The organism is Bacillus sp. bc15 (genome assembly GCF_900142585.1).
Lineage (GTDB): Bacteria > Bacillota > Bacilli > Bacillales > Bacillaceae_G > Bacillus_A > Bacillus_A cereus.
In genome coordinates, this window is the sequence record NZ_FRBJ01000003.1 from 163,766 (window position 1) to 189,393 (window position 25,628).

A 25,628-nucleotide genomic window follows, 5' to 3' on the forward strand; every position below is an offset into this window, starting at 1 on the left:
ATATGTAACCCTCATTCACGATGTATTAATAATAACTCATTTTTTTGCATAAATCCTATACAAAACAAAAAGTTTACATTTTCGTCACGGAATAGATGTAATTTTGTCACTGAAAGCCCTACCATCTATCCCCGTTGTTAGCATACAATAGGGTATTAACAGTGTCAACGAGAAATCGTAAAAAATCTAAAAATTTGAGTATTAGGCATTTCCTCCCAAAAATGAAAACGTTCCCCTTCTAAATACTGGTTACATATATGCAATTTCTAACAGTTTTCTCTTTATAATAGAAGGAAATGTTCACAAGTTTGTCACTATTATATTTTCGAGATATAACGCTTTTCTTCCATAATATAGTGTTCCTCAGACGTAAGACTTCTATATTATATGTGATGTGTATGCAACTTATGTTGTATATACGATGTATATTTATCCTCCCCCTCCCCTACTTGTTTGCAGCAAAAAAAAACGAGCAGGGGAATCTCCCCTGCTCGTCAGTTGTCTTACTTCGTTCCGAATAAACGGTCACCAGCATCACCAAGACCTGGTACTACATATCCGTGGTCATTTAATTTCTCATCTAATGCTGCTACATAAATATCAACATCAGGATGTTCTTCTTGTACTACTTTCACCCCTTCTGGAGCTGCAACGATACACATTAATTTAATTTGTTTCGCACCGCGCTTTTTCAGAGAGTTAATTGCTTCAGCCGCAGAACCACCTGTTGCTAGCATCGGATCTAGTACGATAAAGTCGCGCTCTTCTACATCCGTTGGAAGTTTCACATAGTATTCTACCGGTTGCAATGTTTTAGGGTCACGGTATAAACCAACGTGTCCTACTTTTGCTGCTGGAATTAATTTCAGAATTCCATCAACCATTCCTAAACCTGCACGTAAAATCGGAATTAAACCAAGTTTTTTACCAGCGATCACTTTTGTTGTCGCTTTGCTTACAGGCGTTTCAATTTCGATGTCCTTAAGCGGAAGGTCGCGAGTAATTTCGAAAGCCATTAAGCTTGCTACTTCGTCCACTAATTCACGAAAATCTTTCGTACCTGTATTCTTATCGCGAATATATGTAATCTTATGTTGAATTAACGGGTGATCAAATACATACAGTTTTCCCATGTGAATCTCTCCTTTAGATGATATTCATGCGTTTGCACGCTTTTTTACACTATTTACGATTGTAAAGAAAACGCTACTAATATTCAAGGGCAAATTTGGCAAAATCATGATTTTACGATGAATCTATCTAGTATCTTTACCAATTATGGGAGCTGTATCCTTCATTATATCGCCAAAATTTATTCATCATTTGTATACATACTTTAAAAATAATATATGTCCACAAAAAAGACCGCCAAAACAATTAAGTCTCGGCAGTCTTCTTCAATCTATTATAGATTTGGATACATTGGGAATTTGCTAGTTAACGCTTCTACACGCTTACGTACTTCTTCTAATGCAGCTTCATTTTCATGATTTTTTAATGTATAAGCAATAAGTGACGCAATTTCATCCATTTCTTCTAAACCGAAACCACGAGATGTTACAGCTGCTGTACCGATACGTACACCACTTGTTACAAATGGGCTTGCTGTTTCAAATGGAATTGTATTTTTGTTCACTGTAATACCAACTTCATCTAATACGTGCTCTGCTACTTTACCTGTGATTTCTAAGTTACGAACATCAATCAAGATTAAGTGATTGTCTGTTCCGCCAGAAACAAGTGTAAGTCCTTCTTTTTGAAGACCTTCAGCTAAGCGGTTCGCATTGTTAATGATATTTTGTGCATATGTTTTGAAATCATCTTGAAGTGCTTCACCAAACGCAACAGCTTTTGCAGCGATTACGTGCATAAGTGGACCACCTTGAATACCAGGGAAGATTGATTTATCAATTTGTTTTGCAAATTGCTCTTCACATAAAATCATACCACCACGCGGGCCACGTAACGTTTTATGTGTTGTCGTTGTAACGAAATGTGCATGTGGTACTGGATTTGGATGTAAACCAGCAGCTACTAAACCAGCGATATGTGCCATATCAACCATTAAATAAGCGCCCACTTCATCTGCAATCTCACGGAATCGCTTGAAATCGATAACACGAGGGTATGCACTTGCACCTGCAACGATTAATTTTGGTTTATGTTCTTTCGCTTTTGCTAATACATCATCGTAATTAATACGGTGAGAGTCAGCATCCACGCCATATTCTACGAAATTATATTGTACTCCACTGAAGTTAACAGGGCTTCCGTGTGTTAAGTGACCACCATGAGATAAATTCATACCAAGTACTGTATCGCCTTGCTCTAAAATCGTGAAGTATACTGCCATGTTCGCTTGTGCACCAGAGTGTGGTTGAACATTTACGTGCTCTGCGCCGAAAATTTCTTTCACGCGATCACGTGCGATATCTTCTACTACGTCTACGTGTTCACAGCCACCATAATAACGTTTTCCAGGATATCCTTCAGCATACTTATTCGTTAAAACAGAACCTTGCGCCTCCATTACTGCTTCACTTACGAAGTTTTCCGAAGCAATTAACTCAATCTTCGAACGCTGTCTTCCTAGTTCTGCCTCAATTGCAGCAAATACCTTTTCATCTTGACGTTTTAAATGATCCACCAAAATCCCCCTTTTCTGAACGAATTACATCAATTCCCAACAGTTTTTTCTTATTTATTCAGAAAAAACGAAAATTCAGGTTGTAATTCTTTCGAACCTTCATGTTTTCAACTACATTCTAACATGACTTTCTATATCATAAAAGAAAAAAAAGACCGAAAATCGGTCTTTTCTTTCTTCTACTATAAAGTCAGACAACATACCTTTTATCTTATGATAAACAGCTACTATATGACTTCCTAATTTCTCATATTTAACTGCAAGTGGTAGTCTCTTCCGCCACCGCGTAAACAGCACGTGCTCCACCTATTAGTTTTCCACGTGTTTTGGCCATCGTTACATGTGCACTTCCAATTGCCTTCACACTTGTACGAACCGGAACAGCTACATGTTTTAAATGCATACCAATAAACGTATCACCAATATCCATTCCTGCATCTGCTTTAATAAACTCAACTACTACCGGATCTTTCAAATTGTGATACGCATATGTCCCCAATGCACCACCTGCTGATCTAACAGGCGTAACTGTTACAATTTCAAATTGATATTTTATCGCTACTTCTCTCTCAACCACTAAAGCACGGTTTAAATGCTCACAACATTGAAACGCTAATTCAATACCTGTTTGCTCTTGAAATTGTTTTAACTCAGAAAAAATCGCCTCTGCTACTTCCATCGTTCCTGATGTTCCAATTCTTTCGCCTAGCACTTCACTCGTGCTACAACCCACTACAAAAATTTGACCGCTTTGTAATGAAGCTTGTTCTTGGAAATCAGAAAGCGACATTTGTAGCTGTTCTCTTACCTTTACGATTTCTGTCATTACGCCTCTTCCTTTCACAGGTTGGTTCACCAAATTATATTTCACACTACTGATAGTTAGAATGTATTACTTTGTTTCGTATGTTTTAATTTTTCCTACGCGGTTTTCGTGACGACCACCTTCATAGTCAGTTGTTAACCAGATTTTCGCGATATCACGCGCTAGACCAGCACCAATTACACGCTCGCCCATTGCTAGCATGTTAGTGTCATTATGCTCTCTCGTTGCTTTCGCGCTGAAAGTATCATGAACTAACGCACAACGGATACCATTTACTTTGTTTGCTGCGATTGACATACCAATGCCTGTCCCACAAACTAAAATACCACGATCCACTTCACCATTCGCTACCATTTCAGCTGCTGGAAACGCAAAGTCAGGGTAATCAACAGAACCAGCTTCACATTCACAACCTAAATCAACATATTCAATATTTAACTCTTCTAATAAATTTACAAGTTCTTTGCGGATATTCATACCGCCGTGATCAGATGCTATTACTACTTTCATTTTTACCCCTCCAAAGTTTCAATCAATTATCTTCATTTCACACTCGCTACCTCAATAGGACGAAGTGATCTCCAATATCGTATTATACACGAAACATCAACCTACCGAATGTTTTTTCAGTAAAGTTTGTACAAGTTTTTCCATCTCATCTAACGTTTCTTTATAAATAGAAAGCGAGCCTCCAAATGGATCTGAAATGTCCTTGCCTATACCTTCAGTTAATCCATATAACGTATTCAATTTCTTTTCAACACTCGGATAATGCCCAAGTACAATTTGTTTATGATTTTCTGTCATCGTTACGACAATATCAGCCCAATCAAGCAAAGTTTCGTTTACTTGCTGCGCGGTATGGTCAATTGAAATCCCTTTTTCAGCTAAAGCTTCCTTCGCATGTACCGATGCATCGCTCCCAGGATAGGCGAAAACACCGGCAGATTGTACTTCAAACCTATCTCCTCCGTGATGACGAAGCAACGCCTCAGCCATTGGACTACGACATGTATTGCCAGTACAAACAAATAATACTCGTTTCATCCAAACCCACCCCTATATTCGATTTCTTACCACTCATCATAACTTACATTAGAATAGAACAAAAGAAATGTGAATATACAAAAGGCGCATTTCTCTTATATTTTTTCTAAGAAAAATGCGCCTTATCCACATATATGTGAAACCCTATTTCCAAGTGCCCAGAGTATTTTAACATACCTACTGAATATGCAACAAAAATAAGGAATCCATTTCATACGAAACGGATTCCTCTTATACAGCAATTATTTCATTGTAACTTTCATTACTTCTGTTGAACCTTTTGTAGCTGTTACGCCTACAGTTGTCTTAATAGACTCAGCTGCATCTGTGTTTGTAATAACGATTGGAGTAATTGTGCTTTTCGCTTTTTCACGGATTAATTCTAAGTCGAATGAGATTAATTTATCTCCAGCTTTTACAGCTTGGCCTTCAGAAACGTGAGCTTCGAAACCTTCGCCTTCCATTTTTACAGTTTCTAACCCAACGTGGATTAAAATTTCTGTGCCATTTTTCGCTTTAATTCCGATAGCATGTTTTGTGTGGAATAATTGTACGATTTCACCATCAACTGGAGATACAACTACACCTTCAGTAGGATCGATTGCAACACCGTCACCCATCATACGACCAGCGAATACTGGATCTGGTACTTCTTCAATATTTTTCACTGCTCCAGTTAATGGAGCTACGATTGTTTCTTCATTTGTTTTTGAACCAAGACCGAATAATTTTTTAAACATAGGATAGTCCTCCTTATAATTTACCTAAAAGTTTATAGGGCAATCCCTAGTAAAGCTCGGGATACATGTAAGACTTCATACTTCGAATATTATACTGTAAAAACGCTTTCGAAATAAATTACGTCATTACTAATAGACTCTTATTGTAGCGCTTCACAAAATTCCAGTCAATTCTGATTGTCTGAATAACAATAAGAAGTTAACTTCTATTTATATTTTCTCTTTTTTTGCCCAACTTGTCTAGAGGTCTTTACTACATTTTATTTTTTGTTGTTAATTTGTAAAATTTAATTCAAACTTTTTTCAAAATCCACTTGACTAAAGTAAGTAACTATTTTATTATTACTTACGTAAGGTAAGTTAATAACTTTTAGGAGGTTTTTAAAAATGATGGATTTCGGTCTACTTATTATTCGTCTTATTATAGGAATTACATTCATGGGTCATGGCGCTCAAAAATTATTTGGTTGGTTCGGCGGTTACGGTTTAAAAGGAACAGGTGGCTGGATGGAGTCAATCGGTTTACGCCCTGGTGTATTTATGGCATTTATGGCTGGCGCAACTGAATTACTAGGTGGTTTCTTATTCGCATCAGGTATTTTCATTGTAGTTGGTTCATTATTTATCGTTGGAACAATGTTAATGGCTATCTTCACTGTTCACGGAAAAAATGGTTACTGGGTAACACAAAATGGATATGAATATAACTTAATGTTAATCGCTGTTGCTGTTGGTGTAGCTTTAATCGGACCTGGCGCATACGTTTTACTTTAATTTTTATCTCAGATTTGAGATTCTTGAAAAAGAACTTACTTCATTACAATTGAAGTAAGTTCTTTTTATGAAACAAAATATTATTTCCAGCAGGATTTTCTCATCGTTATCTTGTAAACAAACAATAAGTATTCATATTTAGAAAGGGGATTACAAGCATGTTATCCATTAATCCAAATGAACAAACTGAAAAAGATAATTACAAATTACTTACTGGAAGTATCATCCCTCGCCCTGTCGCATTCGTTACTTCTTTAACAAAAGACGGTGTATTAAACGGCGCACCATATAGTTATTTTAATATTGTCGCTGCTAATCCACCACTTATCTCAGTATCTGTACAACGAAAAGCCGGAGAAAGAAAGGACACTTCCCGAAACGCAATTGAAAAAGGTGAATTTGTCGTACATATTTCTGACGAATCATATGTAGCAGCAATTAATGAAACAGCAGCTAATCTCCCGCCAAATGAAAGTGAAATTGAACTAGCAAAACTAACACCAATTGAAAGTGAAGTCATCTCCGTTCCAGGTGTAAAAGAAGCAAATATTCGAATGGAATGCGTATTAGAACGTGCAATTCCACTTGGTGGAACAGAAGACTCACCAGCTTGTGATCTACTAATTGGACGCGTCGTTCGTTTCCACGTTGCCGAACATCTATATGAAAAAGGGCGCATTCACGCAGAAGGACTCAAACCAATAAGCCGCCTAGCAGGACACAACTATGCAAAATTAGGAGAACAATTTGAATTAGTTAGGCCAGTTTAAAGGTGGAAGTGGCCCGTTTAGCTCTGACCAGCTAAGGTTCTCTCGCACAAAAGGTGCTTTTTACCTTTCGTGCGGGAGGTTCTTAGATGCGAAGAGCTGGCCACTGGAACTGGATAATATCTAAAAGCGAAAGCGGCTCGCTCAGAATCGATTCCTGCCATCACTCAAACATAAAAATCCCCTGCTTTTTAGCAGGGGATTTTTATCATTGTAATTCTTCCTTCTTTTCCTCTAAAGTAGGCAGTTTTTCTTTTTTCGGTTTCCCTAGCTTCATTACGAAGAAGTATAGGGAAAGCAGTGTAATAAGAAAAACAATTAAAAACGGGTACGGAGAGTAAAAGGCACGCGCCGCCTCAGTCTTTCCTGCAACAAATTTCAATGACTCAATATCTAAAAACTCAGCAAACATTTGTACACCGAGCATACTAAACCAAAAAACAAAAAAACTAATAATAATACCGAAAACTTGCTTCAATCTCGTCATTCATCTCATCCTTTCTATATCTGTAATTTTTAGTGCAATAAATATAGTACCAACAAAATATTCACAGAAAGGAACCGTCTCACCATTCACGAATTAACTTAATCCAACCTAACATCGAAATTTGCAAAATAATACCCCAAATTATAAGTATTCTTAGCCATCGAGGAAAGAAGGTTAAAAACTTAACCTACCATTCCAATAGATTGTTCATAATTCCCTCCTACATAAAATTATATAGGAAAAAGGATATACAATCCAAATCCAACCAAAATGATGCCACCTACTATCTCGCCATATGTACCGAGCATATCTTTCGCATGTCTACCAATTAATAAACCAATCCACGCTAATAACATGCTAACAAATCCAAAAAGTAATATTGTAATGATTGTTTGTGCCCCATAAATACCAAGACTAAGCCCTACTGAGAAACTATCTATACTAACGCCAAATGCAAATACGAATAAGCTAATTCCAATAGGGGCAGTTCTAGTCTCTTCATTTTGTAAAATGGTCGAATATACGATATAAAAACCTAGTCCGATTAATAAAATAGCACCCGCAAAATGTGCAATCTCTCCATACTTCTCTGATAAAAAACGACCTAGTACCATTCCTATAAACGGCATAATAATATGAAATATCCCTATCGTCATACCAATATACAGGATTTGTCTTAACTTTAGGGGCATCATCCCCATACCAAGACTCACCGAGAACGCATCCATCCCTAAGGCGAATGCCATAATTATTAAAGGTATTAGCTGTTCAAACGTCATTCATGCCCCTCCTTGGACGTGCTACTTCACAATATGCTTATCCAAGGAGAAATATTCTGTTTGCTAATCGTACCTTATCATTCAATAATAATATGATGTCCTGCCGCTTTTGTTAAACGATTCATAATAGCATTTCCTATTCCTTCATTAGGGAACGACTCACTAAAAATAACATCCACTTCACTTGCATCAAATGTTCTAAGTACATCATATAATTTAGTCGCAACGCTAGCTAAGTCACTTCGAACACCACAAGATAATATAACATCTGCGCTATATACATGCTGATACTCTTCCGTCGTTAATACGCCTACTTTAAATCCTTCTTCCTTTTTCTCATCTACAAGATGCTGAATAAACTCACGTGAGCCCTCAACAATACTAAGTGGTGCTTTCGGCGCATAATGTGTGTATTTCATTCCAGGTGATTTCGGTTTTTCCTTCTCATCCTTTAAAGCTGGATCTAAAGAAACGGTACCTATCACTGCTTCTAATTGTTCTTTCGTAATCCCACCTGGACGTAATATTGTTGGAACCGTGCTTGTACAATCAATTACAGTTGATTCAACGCCTACTCCAGTTGCACCACCATCAACAATACCTGCGATCTTCCCGTTCAAATCTTCATATACGTGAGAAGCTAGTGTTGGACTTGGACGCCCTGAACGATTCGCACTTGGTGCCGCAACAGGTACATTCGCCTCTTCAATAAGAGCAAGTGCAATTGGATGATCAGGCATTCTTACTCCAACCGTATTAAGTCCTGCGGTCACCTTCTCTGAAATCCCTTCTTTTCTCGGCAAAATAATTGTTAATGGCCCTGGCCAAAAATGCGCCATTAACTTCTCTGCAACTGGTGGAATTTCTTTCACAATGCCATCTAACTGAGATTTTGTACCTATGTGGACAATGAGTGGATTATCACTCGGTCTTCCTTTCGCTTCGAAAATTTTTGCGATTGCTTCATCATCCATCGCGTTTGCACCTAACCCATATACTGTTTCCGTAGGGAAAGCAACCGCCTCATTTTCTCTTAATAATTTTGCTGCTTCTTGTAACTGTGGATAATATTTTTTTCTTTCCACAACATTATCCACAACCCACATATTTGTATGCATTTTTTTCCACGTCCTTTTCTACCCTTAAATACTTGTCTATTTTTAGTTTACTATGAGATTTATCCAAAAGACAAACAAGGTTTATCCACAAAATGTGGATAAACCTAATTAATCCGTGGATAACTTTGTGAATAGCTGACAATTTAGTATTATTGCATTCTGCTCTTTTATATTTTTACAAAAATGTTCTAACTGTTGAATTCCCTCTGGAACCTCATCCTTTTCTATAGTAAAAAAGTCAAAGAACTGAAAGATTGGTACAGATTGTGGATGGTTTGTTAGTAAGTACAATTGTTGAACACTTTTTTCTTTCATATACTGCAAAAACATTTCAAAAAAATATAAGAAAGTCTGTTTATCCACATGAGGTGTGAATAAACAAGAACGAATAAGTACATCTTCCCCACTTTGTTCATAACCAATTACAGCTCGTATTTCTTCCGCCTCTTCCAAAATCATAAATTGTGCGTACAACTCATTTATTTTATCATCTTTTTTATTAGCTTGTCCGAAAAAAGAATGTAATCTTTCCACATCTGCCTTCGTAGCAAAATACACTTTCTTCATAATAAATCCCTCCTCATTTTTATATATGAGGAGGGATTTATTAATAGTACTATTTAGAGAATAAAGATGTAAAAGCTTCTACAATAAACAATTTAACTTCTGGCTTTTCTTCTTCCTCTTCTACTTTTACATACTCATTTTGCTTTTCTTGTTTTTTCTCCACAGGTTTCTCCACTTTTTCCACAGTTTTTGTTTCTTCTTTACTTACAGGCTGCTCTTCGACTTTTGTTTCATTTTTTACTACTTTCTTTTCAGAAGATGTTACTTTTTTTACTACTTCCTGTTTTACAACTTTCGTTTCTTTTACCTTATCCACTTTCTTCTCTTCTGTATTTACTACTTCCTCATCTAGTTGTTTCACCTGCTCCTCTTCAGGAGATTCCGCCTTCACAACGTGCTCTTCTTTTCTTACAGCTGTCCCACTCGAAAAATCTAAGAAACACATTGGTGGAAATAATACACACCACCAGTTCGCCCCTTCACCTTCTCCAATTGTAATCAATACCGCTTCATATTCTCCTGCTGGATAAATAAAATTCCCATATACCTTTGTAGGAAACTTTACATTCTTACTAAATTTCACTTGAAATGATTCTTTACTTCCTTCTCTTTTTAACGTATTTTCCACCGTTTTCTCGATTTCTGGAATATGACTTTGAATTACTTTGCGCGCCTCTTCAAATGAAGTTAAATCCGCTACCCATCCATCAATTTGTGCTTTTACTTCATCACGCACTTTACGCTTTAATGCCTGGTCTTTATCTGAATCACTATTTGCTAAAATTCGTAATCGAACGGCCTCTTTCGGAATAACTGAAGGCCCTTTTGCATCAGCTTTCATATATCCAAACTGCACAAGTAACTGTGCACCAATTAATAATATAAGAAGATAAGCAATAACTTGTTTTTTCATTTCCTCCACCGTCCCCTCTACAAACAGTGTGGACAGACTTTCATATTTCTAAACTATTAAATTCAAAATCTATATGAATTTTCCCACAAAAAAATGGAGTAAGGTGTGAACCTTACTCCATCTCTGCAAATACCATACGGTCTTTTCCGTTAATATCGAAAACAACCTCAACATTGGCATGTGGAAAAGCTTGTTGTAACAATCTTTTTACATCCTCACCTTGTCCTACTCCAATTTCAAACGCTACAATTGCTTTCTCCTGCAACACATTCGGCAATTCTTCCATAAAACGGCGATAAAAATCTAATCCGTCTTCTCCACCAACAAGCGCTCTCTTCGGTTCATGCTCTTTCACAACAGGAGAAAGACCACGCCAATCCTCTTCCGGTATATATGGAGGATTTGAAACAACAACATCTAGCTTTTGACCCGTTTTATGAAATGGTGACAATAAATCACCGTGATAGAACGTTACTTCTGCACCTAAAGCTTTTGCATTTTCTTTTGCAACTTCAATCGACTCTTGTGCAATATCTACTGTATACACGTGGAGATTTTTATTTTCTAAAGCAAGCGTAATAGAAATCGCTCCACTACCTGTGCCTATATCTGCTACATGTAGTTCCTTGTCGCCAAAATGGCGCTCAATTCTTTCTAATACTCCTACTATAAGCTCTTCTGTTTCCGGTCTTGGTATTAATACTTCTTCATTCACAAAGAACGACCGGCCATAAAACATTTCATAACCAATCATATATTGAATAGGAATACCTTCTACATGCTTGTGGATAAACTCCGTAAAGCTTGCCTCTTGTTCCTCATTTATTTCTTCACGCATATTCATAAGTAATCCTGTTCTGTTCATCTTTAATACATGACAAAGGACAATTTCTCCCGCATTTTCATCTCGTCCATTTTCCTGTAAAAAAGAAGAAGCCCATTTCAGGGCTTCATAGACACGCATTACTCAGCTGCCTCCATCCTTTGAGCCTGATCTTCCATCACTAAGGCATTGATGAAATCATCTAACTTACCTTGTAAGATTTGATCTAGCTTTTGAATCGTTAAACCGATTCGATGGTCTGTAACACGGTTTTGCGGGAAGTTATACGTACGAATACGCTCTGAACGATCACCCGTACCAACAGCTTGTTTACGGTTTTGATCATATTCAGCTTGTGCTTCTTGTCTAAACTTATCATAAACACGTGCGCGTAATACTTTCATCGCTTTTTCTTTATTCTTAATTTGTGATTTCTCATCCTGACAAGATACAACTACACCAGTCGGTAAATGCGTTAAACGTACCGCTGACATCGTTGTATTAACACTTTGTCCACCAGGACCACTAGAAGCGAATGTATCAACACGAACATCTTTCTCGTGAATGTCGATTTCTACTTCCTCTGCCTCTGGTAATACAGCTACAGTTGCTGTAGATGTATGAATACGTCCACCAGATTCCGTTTCAGGAACACGTTGTACACGGTGAGCACCATTCTCGAATTTCAGCTTCGCGAAAGCACCTTTACCGTTAATCATAAAGATAATCTCTTTATATCCACCTAACTCTGTATAGCTAGCCTCGATAATCTCCGTTTTCCAGCCCTGTACCTCAGCGTAACGGCTATACATACGGTATAAGTCACCAGCAAATAAAGCGGCCTCGTCGCCACCAGCAGCCCCACGAACCTCAACGATAACGTTCTTATCATCATTAGGGTCCTTTGGAACTAGTAAAATTTTCAGACGTTCTGATAACGTTTTTTCTTGTGATTCTAACTCAGAAACCTCTTCTTTTACCATGTCACGCATTTCTGCGTCTAACTTCTCTTCTAACATTGCTTTCGCATCTTTTAATTGCTCACGAACATCCTTATACTCACGATACACCTCTACCGTTTCCTGTATATCAGACTGTTCCTTTGAATATTCACGAAGTTTATTTGTATCGCTAATAACCTCTGGGTCACTTAACAATTCATTTAACTTCTCATAACGATTTTCTACAGCTTGCAAACGATCTAACACATCATTCACCTCTACATCCTAGTATCTAATACAAATAGTATATGGTACTTACTCAAAAAAACGCAAATTATATTTAAAAGCGTAAGCGGCTCACACCAACCACACTCTCTATTCTGAAAAAAACCCGCCTTGCGCAGCGAGTTTTACTTATCTTTGTTTGTAGGAACTGCATGACAATGACGACAGCGTGGCTCATACGATTCTGAAGCCCCAACTAAAATAATCGGATCATCAAATGCCGCTGGTTCTCCATCAATTAATCGTTGTGTACGACTTGCCGGAGATCCACATGCAGAACATACTGCTTGTAGCTTTGTTACATGTTCAGCAATCGCCATCAGCTGAGGAACTTGTCCAAATGGTAGACCACGGAAATCTTGGTCTAAACCAGCTACAATGACACGATAGCCACGATTTGCCAATACTTGCACCACTTCCACAATGTCCCCATCAAAGAATTGTACCTCATCGATTGCAATTACATCCATATCTTCAGTGATATGTTCAAATATATCTTTTGAAGCTGAAACAGGAACTGCTTTTACCTTTAATCCGTTATGTGATACAACGTCTTCTTCACTATAGCGATTATCAATACATGGTTTAAATACAATTGCATGTTGTTTCGCAAATTGCGTACGGCGCACACGGCGGATTAACTCTTCTGATTTACCAGAAAACATACTACCGCAAATCACTTCAATCCAGCCATTTTGATTTATTAAGTACATGAAGCTCTCCTTTCATCTACTTTTTAGTTAAAAGTAGGGTAAAGGTATAATATTTTCACAAAAAAAACAGACAAGCGAATACATACACTTGCCTGTTTTATGTTTTTATTACTTGATACCGTATTTCTTATTGAAGCGATCAACGCGTCCGTCTGCAGTAGCAAACTTCTGACGTCCAGTGTAGAATGGGTGAGAATCAGAACTGATCTCAACTTTTAGTAATGGATAAGTGTTACCATCTTCCCACTCAACAGTTTCGCTAGAGCCTTTAGTAGACCCGCTTAAGAATTTGAAGCCTGTGTTTGTGTCCATGAATACAACTTTCTTGTAATCTGGGTGAATTCCTGCTTTCATTCTTTTCATCTCCTTCCGCCCTGAATCATTTTCGAAACAGAGTTTTTCATCTTCAGCTGCATACACAACTATATTGATGAAACACATATGATGAAATTATAACAAGGCTAACTTCATTTTGCAACTACCTGTTTTTGTCTTTTGAAATTAAAAGTGTAGACGGCTCGTTTAGCTCTGACTGGCTAAGGTTCTCTCGCACAATAGGTGCTTTTTACCTTTCGGGCGGGAGGTTCTTAGACACGAAGAGCTAGCCGTCGGAACTAGATACAATTTAAAAGCAGAAGCGGCTCGTTCAGAATGGGAGGGGGATGGAGCTTCTGACGTAGAGGTGCTTTTTACCCCGTAGGAAGACGCGAAGCCACCTACCATTCTAGCCGCTGGAGCTGGATATCACCTTAAAAGTGGCGGGGGCTCGCTCAGCTCCGACCAGCTAAGGTTCTTTCGCCCTAAAGGTGCTTTTTACCTTTCGGGCGGAAGGTTCTTAGATGTGAAGAGCTAGCCACCGGAACTGGATATCACTTAAAAATCCAGGACACTTCACACCCTCTCACTTGAGGCGCTTTTTGCCTCATGGAAGACGCGAAGCCACCTACCATTCTAGCCGCTGGAGCTAGATATCACCTTAAAGTGGAGGCGGTTCGTTCTGCTCTGACCAGCTAAGGTTCTCCCACTTATTTCTCTCTTTAATATCACCTAAAAGGCATAAAAAACTCGCTTACTATAAAATAAGCGAGTCCCAATCTTTTCCCTTTACTTAGTTGTTACATATCTTTTCGAGTCTGCAACAATGTTTTGTAAAAATTCTTCGTTTGTCTTCGTTTGACGAAGCTTACGTAAGAAACTTTCAACAAAGTCTGGTGTATCACGCATTGTTTTACGAATGCCCCATAACTTGTCTAAATGCTCTTTTGGAATTAATAGATCTTCTTTACGTGTACCAGAACGACGAATATCAATCGCTGGGAAGATACGACGTTCAGCTAACGAACGATCTAAGTGAAGTTCCATATTTCCAGTTCCTTTAAATTCCTCGTAAATAACATCGTCCATACGAGATCCTGTATCAACAAGGGCTGTTGCTAAAATCGTTAAGCTACCGCCTTCTTCAATATTACGTGCAGCTCCAAAGAAACGCTTCGGTCTATGGAAAGCCGCTGGGTCGATACCACCCGATAATGTTCTACCACTTGGCGGAATAACGAGGTTGTAAGCTCGCGCTAAACGGGTAATACTATCCATTAAAATGATAACATCTTTTTTGTGCTCTACAAGACGCATTGCACGTTCTAACACAAGTTCAGCTACTTTAATATGATTTTCTGGTACTTCATCAAAAGTAGAACTTACAACGTCGCCCTTAACAGAACGTTCAATGTCTGTTACTTCCTCTGGACGCTCATCAATTAAAAGCACAATTAATTCTGCTTCTGGATGATTTGTTGTAACACTGTGTGCAATTTCTTTTAATAGACTTGTTTTACCAGCCTTTGGAGGCGCAACAATTAAACCACGTTGTCCAAATCCAACTGGTGCGATTAAATCCATGATACGTGTCGGTAACTTTTTCGGTTCCGTTTCCAATTTCATTTGGCGATCTGGGTATAATGGTGTTAATGCAGGGAAATGCACACGCTCTTTTGCTGAATCTGGATCATCTCCGTTTACAGCTTCAACTTGTAATAACCCAAAATAGCGTTCATTTTCTTTCGGAGGTCGTACTTTACCAGAAACTTTGTCTCCATTACGTAAATCGAAACGACGAATTTGCGAAGCTGAGATATAAATATCTTCTGAGCTTGGAGAATAGTTGATAGGACGTAGGAATCCAAATCCTTCTGATTGAATAATTTCTAATACGCCTTCCATGAAAAAGAAACCTTCTTTTTCTGCTCGAGCTTTCAAAATAGAAAAGATTAACTCTTTTTTCGTTAACTTGCTATAATACGAAATCTTAAATTCTTTCGCAAGCTCGTATAACTCTTTTAATTTCATGTTTTCTAATGCTGCAATTGACAAATTCATTCAGACACCACACTTTAACGTTATTCTCTTTTTTCATGGGTAAAGGGAAAAAATACGGAAGGCAAATAATTAATAATGAAAGGCAATAAGTTCAAGTAGGGTAATATTCACTATTGTAACCCTTTTATCTAGTTTTAATCAATACGTTGGAACACAAATACAAGAAGCGAAGACAAGAAAATTTGTCTTCGCTTCTTATTTAATTTAGTTCCGGCTCCGATAGTTAAAAAGATCGACCATTTTAACCTTTCTGAACGAGCCGCTTACGCTTTTTACTTAATCCAGCTTCAGCAGCTAGAATGGTCGGTGGCTTCACTTCTTTCTGCGAGGCAAAAAGCGCCTCTACGTCAGAAGCTCCATCCCCCTCCCATTCTGAACAAGCTGCTTACGCTTTTTACTTAAATCCAGTTCCAGCGGCTAGAATCTCCGGTCATTTCACTCTCTCACTCGAAGCAAAGAGCGCTTCAAGGTCGAGAGTTCCAATGTCCTGCGATTCTGAACGAGCCGCTTCCACCTTTTACTTAATAACCAAGTTCGGTTTTTTATTTAAGCTATGACGACCATCTACGAAACGAACTGTGCCTGATTTTGCACGCATAACAAGAGATTGCGTTGTTCCTACGCTACCTTTAAATTGAACACCACGTAATAGTTCACCATCTGTTACACCTGTTGCTGCAAAGATTGCATCGTCACCTTTTACTAAGTCCTCCATACGAAGGATACGATTAATGTCTTCTATGCCCATTTTTTTACAACGTGCTAATTCAGCTTCGTTTTGTGGCAATAGTTTTCCGTGAATTTCTCCACCTAAACATTTTAAAGCAACTGCTGCCAATACACCTTCAGGTGCTCCACCAGATCCAAATAGAATATCTACACCTGTACGATCAAACGCTGTATTAATTGCTCCAGCTACATCTCCATCATTAATTAATTTAATACGAGCACCAGCCTTACGAATTTCTTCGATAATTGCTTGGTGACGTGGACGGTTTAAAACTGTTGCTACAACATCTTCAATGTCTTTATTTTTCGCTTTCGCAACTGCACGTAAGTTATCAATAATAGGCGCATCAATGTCGACTGCCCCAACTGCTTCTGGGCCAACCGCGATTTTATCCATGTACATGTCAGGAGCATGTAACAAATTACCGTGGTCTGCAATTGCAATAACAGCAAGAGCATTCCAGCCACCAGCTGCTACGATATTTGTCCCTTCTAAAGGATCAACCGCAACGTCTACACGTGGTCCATATCCTGTACCTAATTTCTCTCCGATATATAGCATTGGCGCTTCATCCATCTCACCTTCACCAATTACAACTGTACCTTTCATCGGAATTGTATCAAATACATCACGCATAGCTGATGTTGCTGCACCGTCTGCTTCATCTTTTTTCCCGCGCCCCATCCAACGCGCTGATGATAATGCTGCAGCCTCTGTTACACGTACTAACTCCATAGATAAACTTCTTTCCACAATAATCCCTCTCCTTTAAGTCTTTATATTTCTGCCGTATTTTGTGAACCGTGTTTTTCTATAAAGTGTACTTCCGCAAGTAGTGATGCTTCGCTTCCCCCTTACGGAAGTATCACTTATGCGTTCTTCATCTCTTCAATTTCTTGTTTTGTCATTTGTTCTCGCCAAATGTTTGCTCCAAGCCCTTTAAGCTTGTCCACTATATTCTCATAACCTCGATCAATATGCTCAAGTCCTGTTACTTCTGTAATTCCATCTGCCATTAACCCTGCAATAACAAGTGCTGCTCCCGCTCGTAAATCACTCGCCTTCACTTTTGCACCTTGCAGTAACACAGGACCAGTTACAATTGCCGAACGACCTTCTACTTTAATTTGAGCATTCATACGACGTAATTCATCAATGTGTTTGAAACGGGCACCGTAAATTGTATCTGTTACAACTCCCGTCCCGTGCGCCTTTGTTAAAAGCGTCGTAAACGGCTGTTGTAAATCTGTTGGAAAACCTGGATATACAAGCGTTTTGATATCAACTACTTTTAACTTTCTATTACCGTTCACTGTAATTTGATCATCATTCGTTTCAACTTGAACACCAGCTTCTCTTAGCTTAGCAGTAACTGATTCTAAATGCTGAGGAATAACGTTATCAACCGTTACTTCTCCTCCTGATGCAGCTCCTAGAATCATATACGTACCAGCTTCAATACGATCTGGGATGATAGTATGGTGACAACCATGTAAAGAGTCCACACCATCTATTCGGATTACATCTGTACCAGCACCTTTAATACGTGCTCCCATGCTTGTTAACAATGTAGCTACATCAATAATCTCGGGCTCTTTCGCTGCATTTTCAATAACAGTTCTACCTTTTGCTCGTACAGCTGCTAGCATAATATTAATCGTAGCCCCCACACTAACAACATCTAAATAAATACGTGCTCCATGTAGTTCATCTGCTCTTAAATAGATGGCACCTTGTTCATTTGTAACATGTGCACCTAGCGCTTCAAACCCTTTAATATGCTGATCAATCGGCCTCGGTCCTAAGTGACATCCACCCGGAAGCCCAATAACAGCTTTTTTAAAACGGCCAAGCATCGCACCCATTAAATAATAAGAAGCGCGCAATTTTTTCACTTTTCCATTTGGCAAAGGCATTGCAACCATGTTAGAAGGATCGACTACCATCTCTTCCTCCTGTCCATAAGTTACTTTCCCTCCAATTTCCTCTAGTAAGTCGCCTAACATTTTCACGTCCGAAATATTAGGGACACCACCAATAGTTACTGGAGTATCTGCTAAAATTGTCGCTGGAATTAATGCAACAGCACTGTTCTTTGCACCGCTTACTCGAATTGTTCCATTTAAAGCTCTTCCGCCTTCAATTAGCAATTTTTCCATATTGAGCTCCCTTCTTGTGAATGTATTTACTTTCTATCTTTTTATAGAAAGCTCCCCTTAAGAATCTCAATTACTCTTTCCATCCCAAAACTCAATAAATAGGAAACCATTATCTTCATTTCTCCTGTAGCACGAATAGATAAAGATCAACTATTCATCGAATTCACTTTATCAATTTAGATACGTTATCACATTTATTAATAGGACTATGCACATTATTTTCTATTTAAAAACCAAAAATGATAAAATCTTTCGACTTGTTCACGCTTTCATTATACAACGAAAGGAAACCGTCTAAAAGACTAGACGGTTTCCAAAACGGAATTTTATTCTTACGCTTTACCGTTAGAACCGAACTCACGCATTTTACCAGCAACAGTTGCTTTAATAGCGTCGCGGCCAGGTCCAATAAATTTACGAGGATCGTAAACTTCTTGGTCTTTGTTTAATACTTCACGAACAGCTTTTGTAAACTCGATTTGGTTCTCAGTGTTTACGTTGATTTTTGAAGTACCTAAAGAGATAGCTTTTACGATATCAGCAGTTGGGATACCAGTACCACCGTGTAATACTAAAGGTACGCCAGTGAAGTCACGAACTTGTTCCATTTCAGCGAATCCTAAGTTAGGCTCACCTTTGTAAGGACCGTGTACAGAACCTAAAGCTGGAGCTAGGCAATCGATACCTGTTGCTTCAACAAGGTGTTTACACTCTGCAGGATCAGCGTAAATTACGCCTTCAGCGATTACGTCGTCTTCTTGTCCGCCAACTGTCCCAAGCTCAGCTTCAACAGATACGTTACGAGCGTGTGCGTATTCTACTACTTTTTTAGTAGTTTCAACGTTTTCTTCGAATGGGTGGTGAGAAGCGTCGATCATTACAGATGTGAAACCTGCATCGATTGCTTCTTTACATTTTTCAAAGCTTGAACCATGGTCAAGGTGAATCGCTACAGGAACAGTGATGTTCATTTCTTCGATTAAAGCTTTAACCATAGCTACAACTGTTTTGAAACCAGTCATATGACGAGCTGCACCCTCAGATACACCTAGGATTACAGGAGATTTTTCTTCTTCCGCAGCAGCTAAGATAGCTTGAGTCCACTCTAAGTTGTTCATGTTGAATTGACCAACTGCGTATTTTCCTTCTAGTGCTTTGTTTAGCATTTCTTTCATAGAAACTAAAGGCATGGTGAATCCTCCTAAAAAACGTTTTTTGTATCCGATAAATTCTTATCGCTGGTAGTATGACCAGGATAAGGTAAATTATGTATATTTACCTACCGGACTTTTTTCTACACTCAATAGGATAACAACTTGTACTCAAAAACTCAACTGTATTCACCTGCTCAATAGTCCATGTAAACGCTTTTTTCCATATTTTTTATAAAAAATTCATTTTTACGCCTCTACAGCGAGCTCATTTCTCACAGCTTGACGAATTTCATCAATATCAAATGGTTTAGCAAAATGCATTAAAGCTCCTAAATCTTTTGCTTCTTGGATCATATCAAGCTCTCCATAAGCAGTCATTAAAATGACTTTAATACTCTCATCAATCTCTTTTACATGCTTTAAAATCTCTATACCATCCATGCCTGGAATTTTCATATCTAACACTACTAAATCTGGATTATCTTTTTTCACGATATCTAAAGCTTGAAATCCATTCGCTGCTTGGAATGTCTGATAACCTTCTTTTTGGAACACTTCATGTAATAACACACGAATCCCATATTGATCATCAACAATTAAAATTTTACCTTCCATAATTCCCAACCTTTCTGTGTAAGTACAAGATTTAAAGCTTCTTATATCTTAACGATTTATTTTCGCTATTCTTTGGCAAATTCCTTCCTATTCTTTCTTATTTTACCGTTTCCTATTTTGTTATGCTACCCTACGATTTCACCTTTCTAAAAAAATAAACTATAATGAAAGCCGGCAAACACGTACGAAGGGAGTAACATTATGTTAAAAATTTTTTCAACTCAATTAAGTGGTTATTTCTCCAGAGTTTCTCAAAAAGAGGAAATGAATATAGAAGATAGCGCTCGTTTACTTGCTCAAGCACTAGTTGGCGATGGTTTCATTTATTTATATGGTACAAATGAAATGGAGGGCGTTGTTGCCGAAGCACTATTCGGTGCTGAACCAATGAAGCAAGCAAAACGCTTATTTGAAAATGGTAAAGAAGCAGAAGTAACCTCTGCAGATCGTGTACTTCTTATTAGCCGTTTTTCAACAGATGAAGCGGTTGTAGAAATTGCAAAAAAACTACAAGAAGAGGGACACTCTATTGTCGGCATTTCTGCTCTTCAAGAAGGTACGGAATCACTGGAACAATATACAGACGTACATATTGATACAAAACTGTTAAAAGGTCTTATTCCAGACGATGAAGGTAATCGCTACGGGTTCCCAAGCTTAATAGTAGCTTTATTTGCTTATCACGGAATCAAATTTACAATTGATGAAATGTTAAATGAATATTAAAAAAAGCGCCTTATTTCAGGCGCTTTTTTTATTACTTGCTCTCTTTATTCGTAATAGAAGCTCTTACGAAGTCATGGAACAATGGTTGTGGACGGTTTGGACGAGAAACAAGTTCTGGGTGGAACTGTGCCGCCACGAACCAAGGGTGGTCTTTTAATTCAATGATTTCAACTAGACGGCCGTCTGGGCTTGTACCAGAGAATACGAATCCTTCTTTTTCCATATCCGGACGGAACTGGTTGTTGAACTCATAACGATGACGATGACGCTCATATACAACCGGCTCATTATAAGCATTGTAAGCATTTGTTTCTTCAGCAAGCTTACATGGGTATAGACCAAGACGAAGTGTACCACCTAAGTCCTCTACATCTTTTTGTTCTGGTAATAAGTCAATGATTGCATATGGCGTATCAGGATTGATTTCAGAAGAGTTAGCACCTTCTAAACCTAATACGTTACGTGCAAATTCGATTGATGCAAGTTGCATACCTAAGCAAATTCCTAAGAATGGAACTTTGTTTTCACGAGCATATTGAATCGCAACGATTTTACCTTCTACACCACGATCGCCGAAGCCACCTGGTACAAGGATACCATCTGTGTCTCCTACTAATTCTTGTACATTTTCTGCTGTTACGTGCTCAGCATTTACCCATTTTACTTCTACATCTGTGTCGAATGAGTAACCAGCATGACGAAGTGCTTCTACAACAGAAATATATGCATCTTGAAGTTCTACATATTTACCAACAAGAGCGATTTTTGTTTTCTTAGAAAGATTACGTACTTTGTTAACTAGCGCAGTCCACTCTGTCATATCTGCAGCTGGATTGTCTAATTTTAAGTGGTCACAAACGATTTGGTCCATGTTTTGTTCTTGAAGAGATAATGGAACCGCATATAAAGTATCTGCATCGCGAGCTTCGATAACTGCTTTTGTATCGATGTCACAGAATAATGCAAGCTTGTCTTTCATATCTTGAGAAACAGGAAGTTCTGTACGAACAACGATAATGTTTGGTTGAATACCTAAGCTACGAAGTTCTTTAACGCTATGTTGCGTTGGTTTTGTTTTCATTTCACCCGCTGCTTTTAAGTACGGGATTAACGTACAGTGAATGTACATTACATTGTCACGACCGATGTCGCTCTTAATTTGACGGATTGCTTCTAAGAATGGTAGAGACTCGATATCACCAACAGTTCCACCGATTTCTGTAATAACAACATCCGCATTTGTTTCACGGCCAGAACGATATACGCGCTCTTTAATTTCGTTAGTAATGTGAGGAATAACTTGAACTGTTCCTCCTAAATATTCACCGCGACGCTCTTTTTGAAGAACTGAAGAGTAAATTTTACCTGTTGTTACGTTGCTGTATTTGTTTAAGTTAATGTCGATAAAACGCTCATAGTGACCAAGGTCTAAGTCAGTTTCTGCGCCATCATCTGTTACGAATACCTCACCGTGTTGGTATGGGCTCATAGTCCCTGGGTCTACGTTAATGTATGGATCAAACTTTTGAATCGTTACATTTAAACCACGATTTTTTAAAAGTCTTCCAAGAGATGCTGCTGTAATACCTTTCCCTAAAGACGATACTACACCGCCTGTTACAAAAATATACTTAGTCATGAAAAAGCTCCCTTCTATTTTGCTGTTATATAATCACCGTTGCAAAGCGCAACGTATGTAGATAACACTGTATCCATCTTATTGTTAGACTCTTTTTATTTTCTAAACAAAAAACAAAAAAGAAAATTGCTCCCCTCATCACATAAAGTAATAAGTAGGGAGCAATTTTCTTTTATATTTACACTTTAAAAGTATTATCGTCCTTTTTTAAAGAGCCCAAAAATGATTCTACATGGACGATAATGAAAAGTCAAGAACTACAGTTCTTCCTCTTCTTCTTCTTCAGTTTCATCATACTCAAGTTCTTCTTCAGCGAAGTCGTCGTCTTCATCCTCTTCTAAATCATCAAGATCGTCGTCATCTCCGTCTTCATCTTCAAGAACCTTGTCCAAATCTTCTACATCATCTTCTTCGTCTGCATTTCCGTCTGCATCGTCAAAGTCATCTTCATCTTCTTCAATGTAGTCGTCAAAACCGTCTTCTTCAACTTTACGTTTCTTCTTCGGTTTTGGCTGCGGTAAGATTTCTTCATCAATTTGCTCATATGGGTACCAGCTGCGTAGTCCCCAACGATTTTCTCCTAAATTAATGAAACGTCCATCGATGTTTAAGTCTGTATAAAATTGTGCGAGTTTCGCATTAACTTGCTCTTGAGATAGTCCCAGCACTTGAGCGATTTCTTGAACCAACTCGTTGAATGTCGTTGCTTGTCTTTTATCCCCTAAAACGCTATGTACAACTTCAATCATTGAACATTCTTTTAGCTCTTCTGGTGAATATTGCTTAAAATTCACTTATGCGGCACTTCCTTTCATCAAATATAACCTTATATATAACGGTCTGCCTAAAAAAATCCATACTATTCATTATAAACAAAAGTCGCACAAATATGCTACAAAAAAAACGTGAAACTTTTATATGGTAATAAAATTAATAATTTGTCTGTTCCTTATTTCGGAAGCATATGGGCACCTTGCAACACATACCTAATTTGCATTTCTGTATATTCTTCGAGCGTATACAGTTTTTGCAGTGCCCAACGTCTAAACCCCCACATTTGTCCTTGTATAAAAATATTATGTGCAAGAAGCTGTATTTCTTTTTTATTTAATATAAATGTTCCATTTTCCGTACACTGTTCTAAAATATCCTCAAACATCCCTACCATTTGAAACTCTTTTTCTAATACATATGGGAGAGATTCTTTCGGTAAAAAACGTACTTCTTGATACATAATTAATACTTCTTCTTGTAATTCGTCCATCACTTTAAAGTAATTCTTTATCGCTACCTTTAAACTTTCTATACTCCCTTTTTCTGTACACACTACTTCCTCTAATCGTTCTTTTACATGTTCATATATACTATCACAAACTAAATACAAAACATCATCTTTTGTACGAATGTACTCATAAAGTGTCCCTATACTAAATCCAGCCGCTTTTGCAATCTCTCTCGTTGTTGTACGCGGAAATCCTTTTTGTTTAAACAGTTGCACCGCACCTTTAATCATTTGTTCACGTCTTAACGCAACTAATTTTTCATCTTTCACCGATGCATGTACATTATGTTTAACCATTCCCTTCACCTCTCTCTATTATTTTTTGGAAGGAAAAAGCGTAGGAGAATACCTACGCTTTCGTTCCTACTTCGTTAACATACGAGAAATTACAAGCCTCTGAATCTCTTGTGTTCCTTCATATATTTGTGTAATCTTTGCATCTCGCATATAACGCTCTACTGGATAATCTTTCGTATAACCGTAACCACCAAATACTTGCACCGCTTCAGTCGTCACCTTCATCGCTGTATCCCCTGCAAATACTTTTGACATCGCTGATTCTTTTCCATACGGAAGCCCTTCTGATTCAAGCCAAGCCGCTTGATATGTTAAAAGGCGTGCCGCTTCTACATCTGTTGCCATATCCGCAAGTTTAAAGCCAATCCCTTGCTGCGCCGCAATTGGTTTTCCAAATTGATGGCGCTCCCTTGCATATTCTACAGAAGCATCTAAAGCCCCTTGTGCAATACCAACAGCTTGCGCCGCAATACCGTTACGACCTCCATCTAATGTTTGCATCGCAACTTTAAATCCTTGCCCCTCTTCTCCAAGTAGATTCTCTACCGGAATACGGCAATCTTCAAACATAATTTCAGTCGTTGGTGAAGAGCGAATCCCTAGCTTGCTCTCCTTCTTCCCAACTGAAAATCCCGGTGTATCACTTTCTACAATAAATGCACTCGTACCACGCTGCTTCGATTCAGGATCAGTTAGCGCAAAAACAACATAAATATCAGCAATACCGCCATTTGTAATGAAAATTTTTGATCCATTTAAAATATAATGGTCGCCATCTCTCTTTGCGATTGTCTTCATTCCACCAGCATCCGATCCAGATGCTGGCTCCGTTAAGCCGTATGCACCAATTTTCTTCCCTTCAGCCATCGGTCGTAAAAACTTTTGCTTTTGTTCTTCTGTCCCAAATTTAAAAATTGGCCATCCCGCAAGTGAAGTATGCGCAGATAGTGTTACACCTGTTGAAGCACAAACTCGAGATAATTCTTCAATCGCAATTACGTAAGCTAAGTAATCGCTTCCAATTCCGCCGTACTCTTCAGGCCATGGAATACCGGTTAAACCAAGCTCTGCCATTTGATCAAATAACTCTCGATCAAATCGCTCTTCCTCATCACGCTCAGCTGCTGTTGGTGCTACTTCATTTTTAGCAAAATCTCGAACCATTTTTCTTATCATTTCATGTTCTTCTGATAGTTTAAAATGCATCTCCGTCTCCCCCTCGC

Annotated in this window: 28 protein-coding genes; 3 read left to right on the forward strand and 25 right to left on the reverse strand. The window is 38.3% G+C overall.

All coding sequences use genetic code 11. The features are described 5' to 3' along the window. Positions 1 to 11: 11 nt before the first annotated feature. The 7 genes from BUA87_RS14595 to BUA87_RS14630 all read right to left on the reverse strand — a co-directional run bounded on the left by BUA87_RS14595 (position 12) and on the right by BUA87_RS14630 (position 5,260). Positions 12 to 125 carry a DUF4024 domain-containing protein gene (locus tag BUA87_RS14595; RefSeq protein WP_072940107.1) on the reverse strand — a complete coding sequence of 38 codons (114 nt, stop codon included), beginning with the start codon at positions 123 to 125 and terminating at the stop codon, positions 12 to 14. A 378-nt stretch (positions 126 to 503) separates the two neighbouring features. Further along, the gene (gene upp / locus BUA87_RS14600; protein WP_000517539.1) at positions 504 to 1,133 is read right to left on the reverse strand and encodes a uracil phosphoribosyltransferase; all 630 of its coding nucleotides are present in this window, start codon (positions 1,131 to 1,133) and stop codon (positions 504 to 506) included. A gap of 272 nt (positions 1,134 to 1,405) precedes the next feature. Then, positions 1,406 to 2,647 carry a serine hydroxymethyltransferase gene (glyA, locus tag BUA87_RS14605; protein WP_000349806.1) on the reverse strand — a complete coding sequence of 414 codons (1,242 nt, stop codon included), beginning with the start codon at positions 2,645 to 2,647 and terminating at the stop codon, positions 1,406 to 1,408. 253 nt (positions 2,648 to 2,900) lie between these two features. Next, the gene (locus BUA87_RS14615) at positions 2,901 to 3,473 is read right to left on the reverse strand and encodes a TIGR01440 family protein (RefSeq protein ID WP_000136377.1); all 573 of its coding nucleotides are present in this window, start codon (positions 3,471 to 3,473) and stop codon (positions 2,901 to 2,903) included. Between the two features lie 66 nt (positions 3,474 to 3,539). Further along, the gene (rpiB, locus tag BUA87_RS14620; RefSeq protein WP_000869539.1) at positions 3,540 to 3,983 is read right to left on the reverse strand and encodes a ribose 5-phosphate isomerase B; all 444 of its coding nucleotides are present in this window, start codon (positions 3,981 to 3,983) and stop codon (positions 3,540 to 3,542) included. 96 nt (positions 3,984 to 4,079) lie between these two features. Beyond that, positions 4,080 to 4,520 (reverse strand): low molecular weight protein arginine phosphatase, encoded by a 441-nt coding sequence (locus BUA87_RS14625; protein WP_000832375.1) that lies wholly within the window; start codon positions 4,518 to 4,520, stop codon positions 4,080 to 4,082. A 242-nt stretch (positions 4,521 to 4,762) separates the two neighbouring features. Next, entirely contained in the window at positions 4,763 to 5,260 is a 498-nt protein-coding gene (locus BUA87_RS14630; RefSeq protein WP_000473666.1) for a PTS sugar transporter subunit IIA, read from the reverse strand. A 387-nt stretch (positions 5,261 to 5,647) separates the two neighbouring features. Between BUA87_RS14630 and BUA87_RS14635 the strand changes: the two genes are divergently transcribed. Both BUA87_RS14635 and BUA87_RS14640 read left to right on the forward strand, forming a co-directional pair. After that, complete coding sequence (locus BUA87_RS14635) at positions 5,648 to 6,034, forward strand: DoxX family protein (protein WP_000968616.1); 387 nt, start codon at positions 5,648 to 5,650, stop codon at positions 6,032 to 6,034. 158 nt (positions 6,035 to 6,192) lie between these two features. Next, entirely contained in the window at positions 6,193 to 6,804 is a 612-nt protein-coding gene (locus BUA87_RS14640; protein ID WP_000949046.1) for a flavin reductase family protein, read from the forward strand. 205 nt (positions 6,805 to 7,009) lie between these two features. Here the strand turns inward: BUA87_RS14640 and BUA87_RS14645 are convergent, their stop codons facing one another. From BUA87_RS14645 to spo0F, 14 genes are all read right to left on the reverse strand, one after another. Further along, positions 7,010 to 7,288: a DUF3935 domain-containing protein gene (locus tag BUA87_RS14645; RefSeq protein ID WP_000197475.1), complete on the reverse strand. Its 279-nt coding sequence runs from the start codon at positions 7,286 to 7,288 to the stop codon at positions 7,010 to 7,012. A 230-nt stretch (positions 7,289 to 7,518) separates the two neighbouring features. Then, on the reverse strand, positions 7,519 to 8,067 hold the full coding sequence (locus BUA87_RS14650) for a manganese efflux pump MntP (protein ID WP_000142477.1): 549 nt from the start codon (positions 8,065 to 8,067) through the stop codon (positions 7,519 to 7,521). Between the two features lie 77 nt (positions 8,068 to 8,144). Next, the gene (locus BUA87_RS14655; RefSeq protein ID WP_000557352.1) at positions 8,145 to 9,185 is read right to left on the reverse strand and encodes an L-threonylcarbamoyladenylate synthase; all 1,041 of its coding nucleotides are present in this window, start codon (positions 9,183 to 9,185) and stop codon (positions 8,145 to 8,147) included. 108 nt (positions 9,186 to 9,293) lie between these two features. Then, positions 9,294 to 9,752 (reverse strand): GNAT family N-acetyltransferase, encoded by a 459-nt coding sequence (locus BUA87_RS14660; RefSeq protein WP_000758437.1) that lies wholly within the window; start codon positions 9,750 to 9,752, stop codon positions 9,294 to 9,296. A gap of 49 nt (positions 9,753 to 9,801) precedes the next feature. Further along, on the reverse strand, positions 9,802 to 10,665 hold the full coding sequence (gene spoIIR, locus BUA87_RS14665) for a stage II sporulation protein R (protein ID WP_000745068.1): 864 nt from the start codon (positions 10,663 to 10,665) through the stop codon (positions 9,802 to 9,804). A 112-nt stretch (positions 10,666 to 10,777) separates the two neighbouring features. Then, positions 10,778 to 11,629: a peptide chain release factor N(5)-glutamine methyltransferase gene (gene prmC, locus BUA87_RS14670; protein WP_072940109.1), complete on the reverse strand. Its 852-nt coding sequence runs from the start codon at positions 11,627 to 11,629 to the stop codon at positions 10,778 to 10,780. Then, entirely contained in the window at positions 11,629 to 12,696 is a 1,068-nt protein-coding gene (prfA, locus tag BUA87_RS14675) for a peptide chain release factor 1 (protein ID WP_000887066.1), read from the reverse strand. The genes prmC and prfA overlap by 1 nt, the downstream gene beginning before the upstream one ends. Positions 12,697 to 12,839: 143 nt before the next feature. After that, positions 12,840 to 13,427: a thymidine kinase gene (locus BUA87_RS14680; RefSeq protein WP_000280851.1), complete on the reverse strand. Its 588-nt coding sequence runs from the start codon at positions 13,425 to 13,427 to the stop codon at positions 12,840 to 12,842. A gap of 108 nt (positions 13,428 to 13,535) precedes the next feature. Continuing rightward, on the reverse strand, positions 13,536 to 13,781 hold the full coding sequence (locus BUA87_RS14685) for a type B 50S ribosomal protein L31 (protein WP_000643435.1): 246 nt from the start codon (positions 13,779 to 13,781) through the stop codon (positions 13,536 to 13,538). A gap of 750 nt (positions 13,782 to 14,531) precedes the next feature. Further along, positions 14,532 to 15,803 carry a transcription termination factor Rho gene (rho, locus tag BUA87_RS14695; RefSeq protein ID WP_001053903.1) on the reverse strand — a complete coding sequence of 424 codons (1,272 nt, stop codon included), beginning with the start codon at positions 15,801 to 15,803 and terminating at the stop codon, positions 14,532 to 14,534. Positions 15,804 to 16,320: 517 nt separating this feature from the next. Then, positions 16,321 to 17,286 (reverse strand): class II fructose-bisphosphatase, encoded by a 966-nt coding sequence (gene glpX / locus BUA87_RS14705; protein WP_000442336.1) that lies wholly within the window; start codon positions 17,284 to 17,286, stop codon positions 16,321 to 16,323. Between the two features lie 116 nt (positions 17,287 to 17,402). Further along, positions 17,403 to 18,692 (reverse strand): UDP-N-acetylglucosamine 1-carboxyvinyltransferase, encoded by a 1,290-nt coding sequence (gene murA, locus BUA87_RS14710; protein ID WP_000413248.1) that lies wholly within the window; start codon positions 18,690 to 18,692, stop codon positions 17,403 to 17,405. A 332-nt stretch (positions 18,693 to 19,024) separates the two neighbouring features. After that, positions 19,025 to 19,882: a class II fructose-bisphosphate aldolase gene (locus BUA87_RS14715; protein ID WP_001131852.1), complete on the reverse strand. Its 858-nt coding sequence runs from the start codon at positions 19,880 to 19,882 to the stop codon at positions 19,025 to 19,027. A 210-nt stretch (positions 19,883 to 20,092) separates the two neighbouring features. Next, entirely contained in the window at positions 20,093 to 20,461 is a 369-nt protein-coding gene (spo0F, locus tag BUA87_RS14720; RefSeq protein WP_000398594.1) for a sporulation initiation phosphotransferase Spo0F, read from the reverse strand. 201 nt (positions 20,462 to 20,662) lie between these two features. Here spo0F and BUA87_RS14725 point away from each other — a divergent pair, with 201 nt between their 5' ends. Beyond that, entirely contained in the window at positions 20,663 to 21,187 is a 525-nt protein-coding gene (locus BUA87_RS14725) for a DUF2529 domain-containing protein (protein ID WP_000912413.1), read from the forward strand. Positions 21,188 to 21,218: 31 nt separating this feature from the next. On the opposite strand, the gene pyrG is transcribed toward BUA87_RS14725, so the two are convergent. The 4 genes from pyrG to acdA form a co-directional block, all read right to left on the reverse strand. Further along, positions 21,219 to 22,826, reverse strand: a complete 1,608-nt coding sequence (gene pyrG / locus BUA87_RS14730; protein ID WP_016079639.1) for a CTP synthase — start codon at positions 22,824 to 22,826, stop codon at positions 21,219 to 21,221. Positions 22,827 to 23,083: 257 nt separating this feature from the next. Continuing rightward, complete coding sequence (rpoE, locus tag BUA87_RS14735) at positions 23,084 to 23,620, reverse strand: DNA-directed RNA polymerase subunit delta (protein ID WP_001009771.1); 537 nt, start codon at positions 23,618 to 23,620, stop codon at positions 23,084 to 23,086. A 155-nt stretch (positions 23,621 to 23,775) separates the two neighbouring features. Continuing rightward, positions 23,776 to 24,405 (reverse strand): TetR/AcrR family transcriptional regulator, encoded by a 630-nt coding sequence (locus tag BUA87_RS14740; protein ID WP_000238600.1) that lies wholly within the window; start codon positions 24,403 to 24,405, stop codon positions 23,776 to 23,778. Positions 24,406 to 24,471: 66 nt separating this feature from the next. Continuing rightward, positions 24,472 to 25,611 carry an acyl-CoA dehydrogenase AcdA gene (gene acdA, locus BUA87_RS14745; RefSeq protein ID WP_000545539.1) on the reverse strand — a complete coding sequence of 380 codons (1,140 nt, stop codon included), beginning with the start codon at positions 25,609 to 25,611 and terminating at the stop codon, positions 24,472 to 24,474. Positions 25,612 to 25,628: the final 17 nt, after the last annotated feature.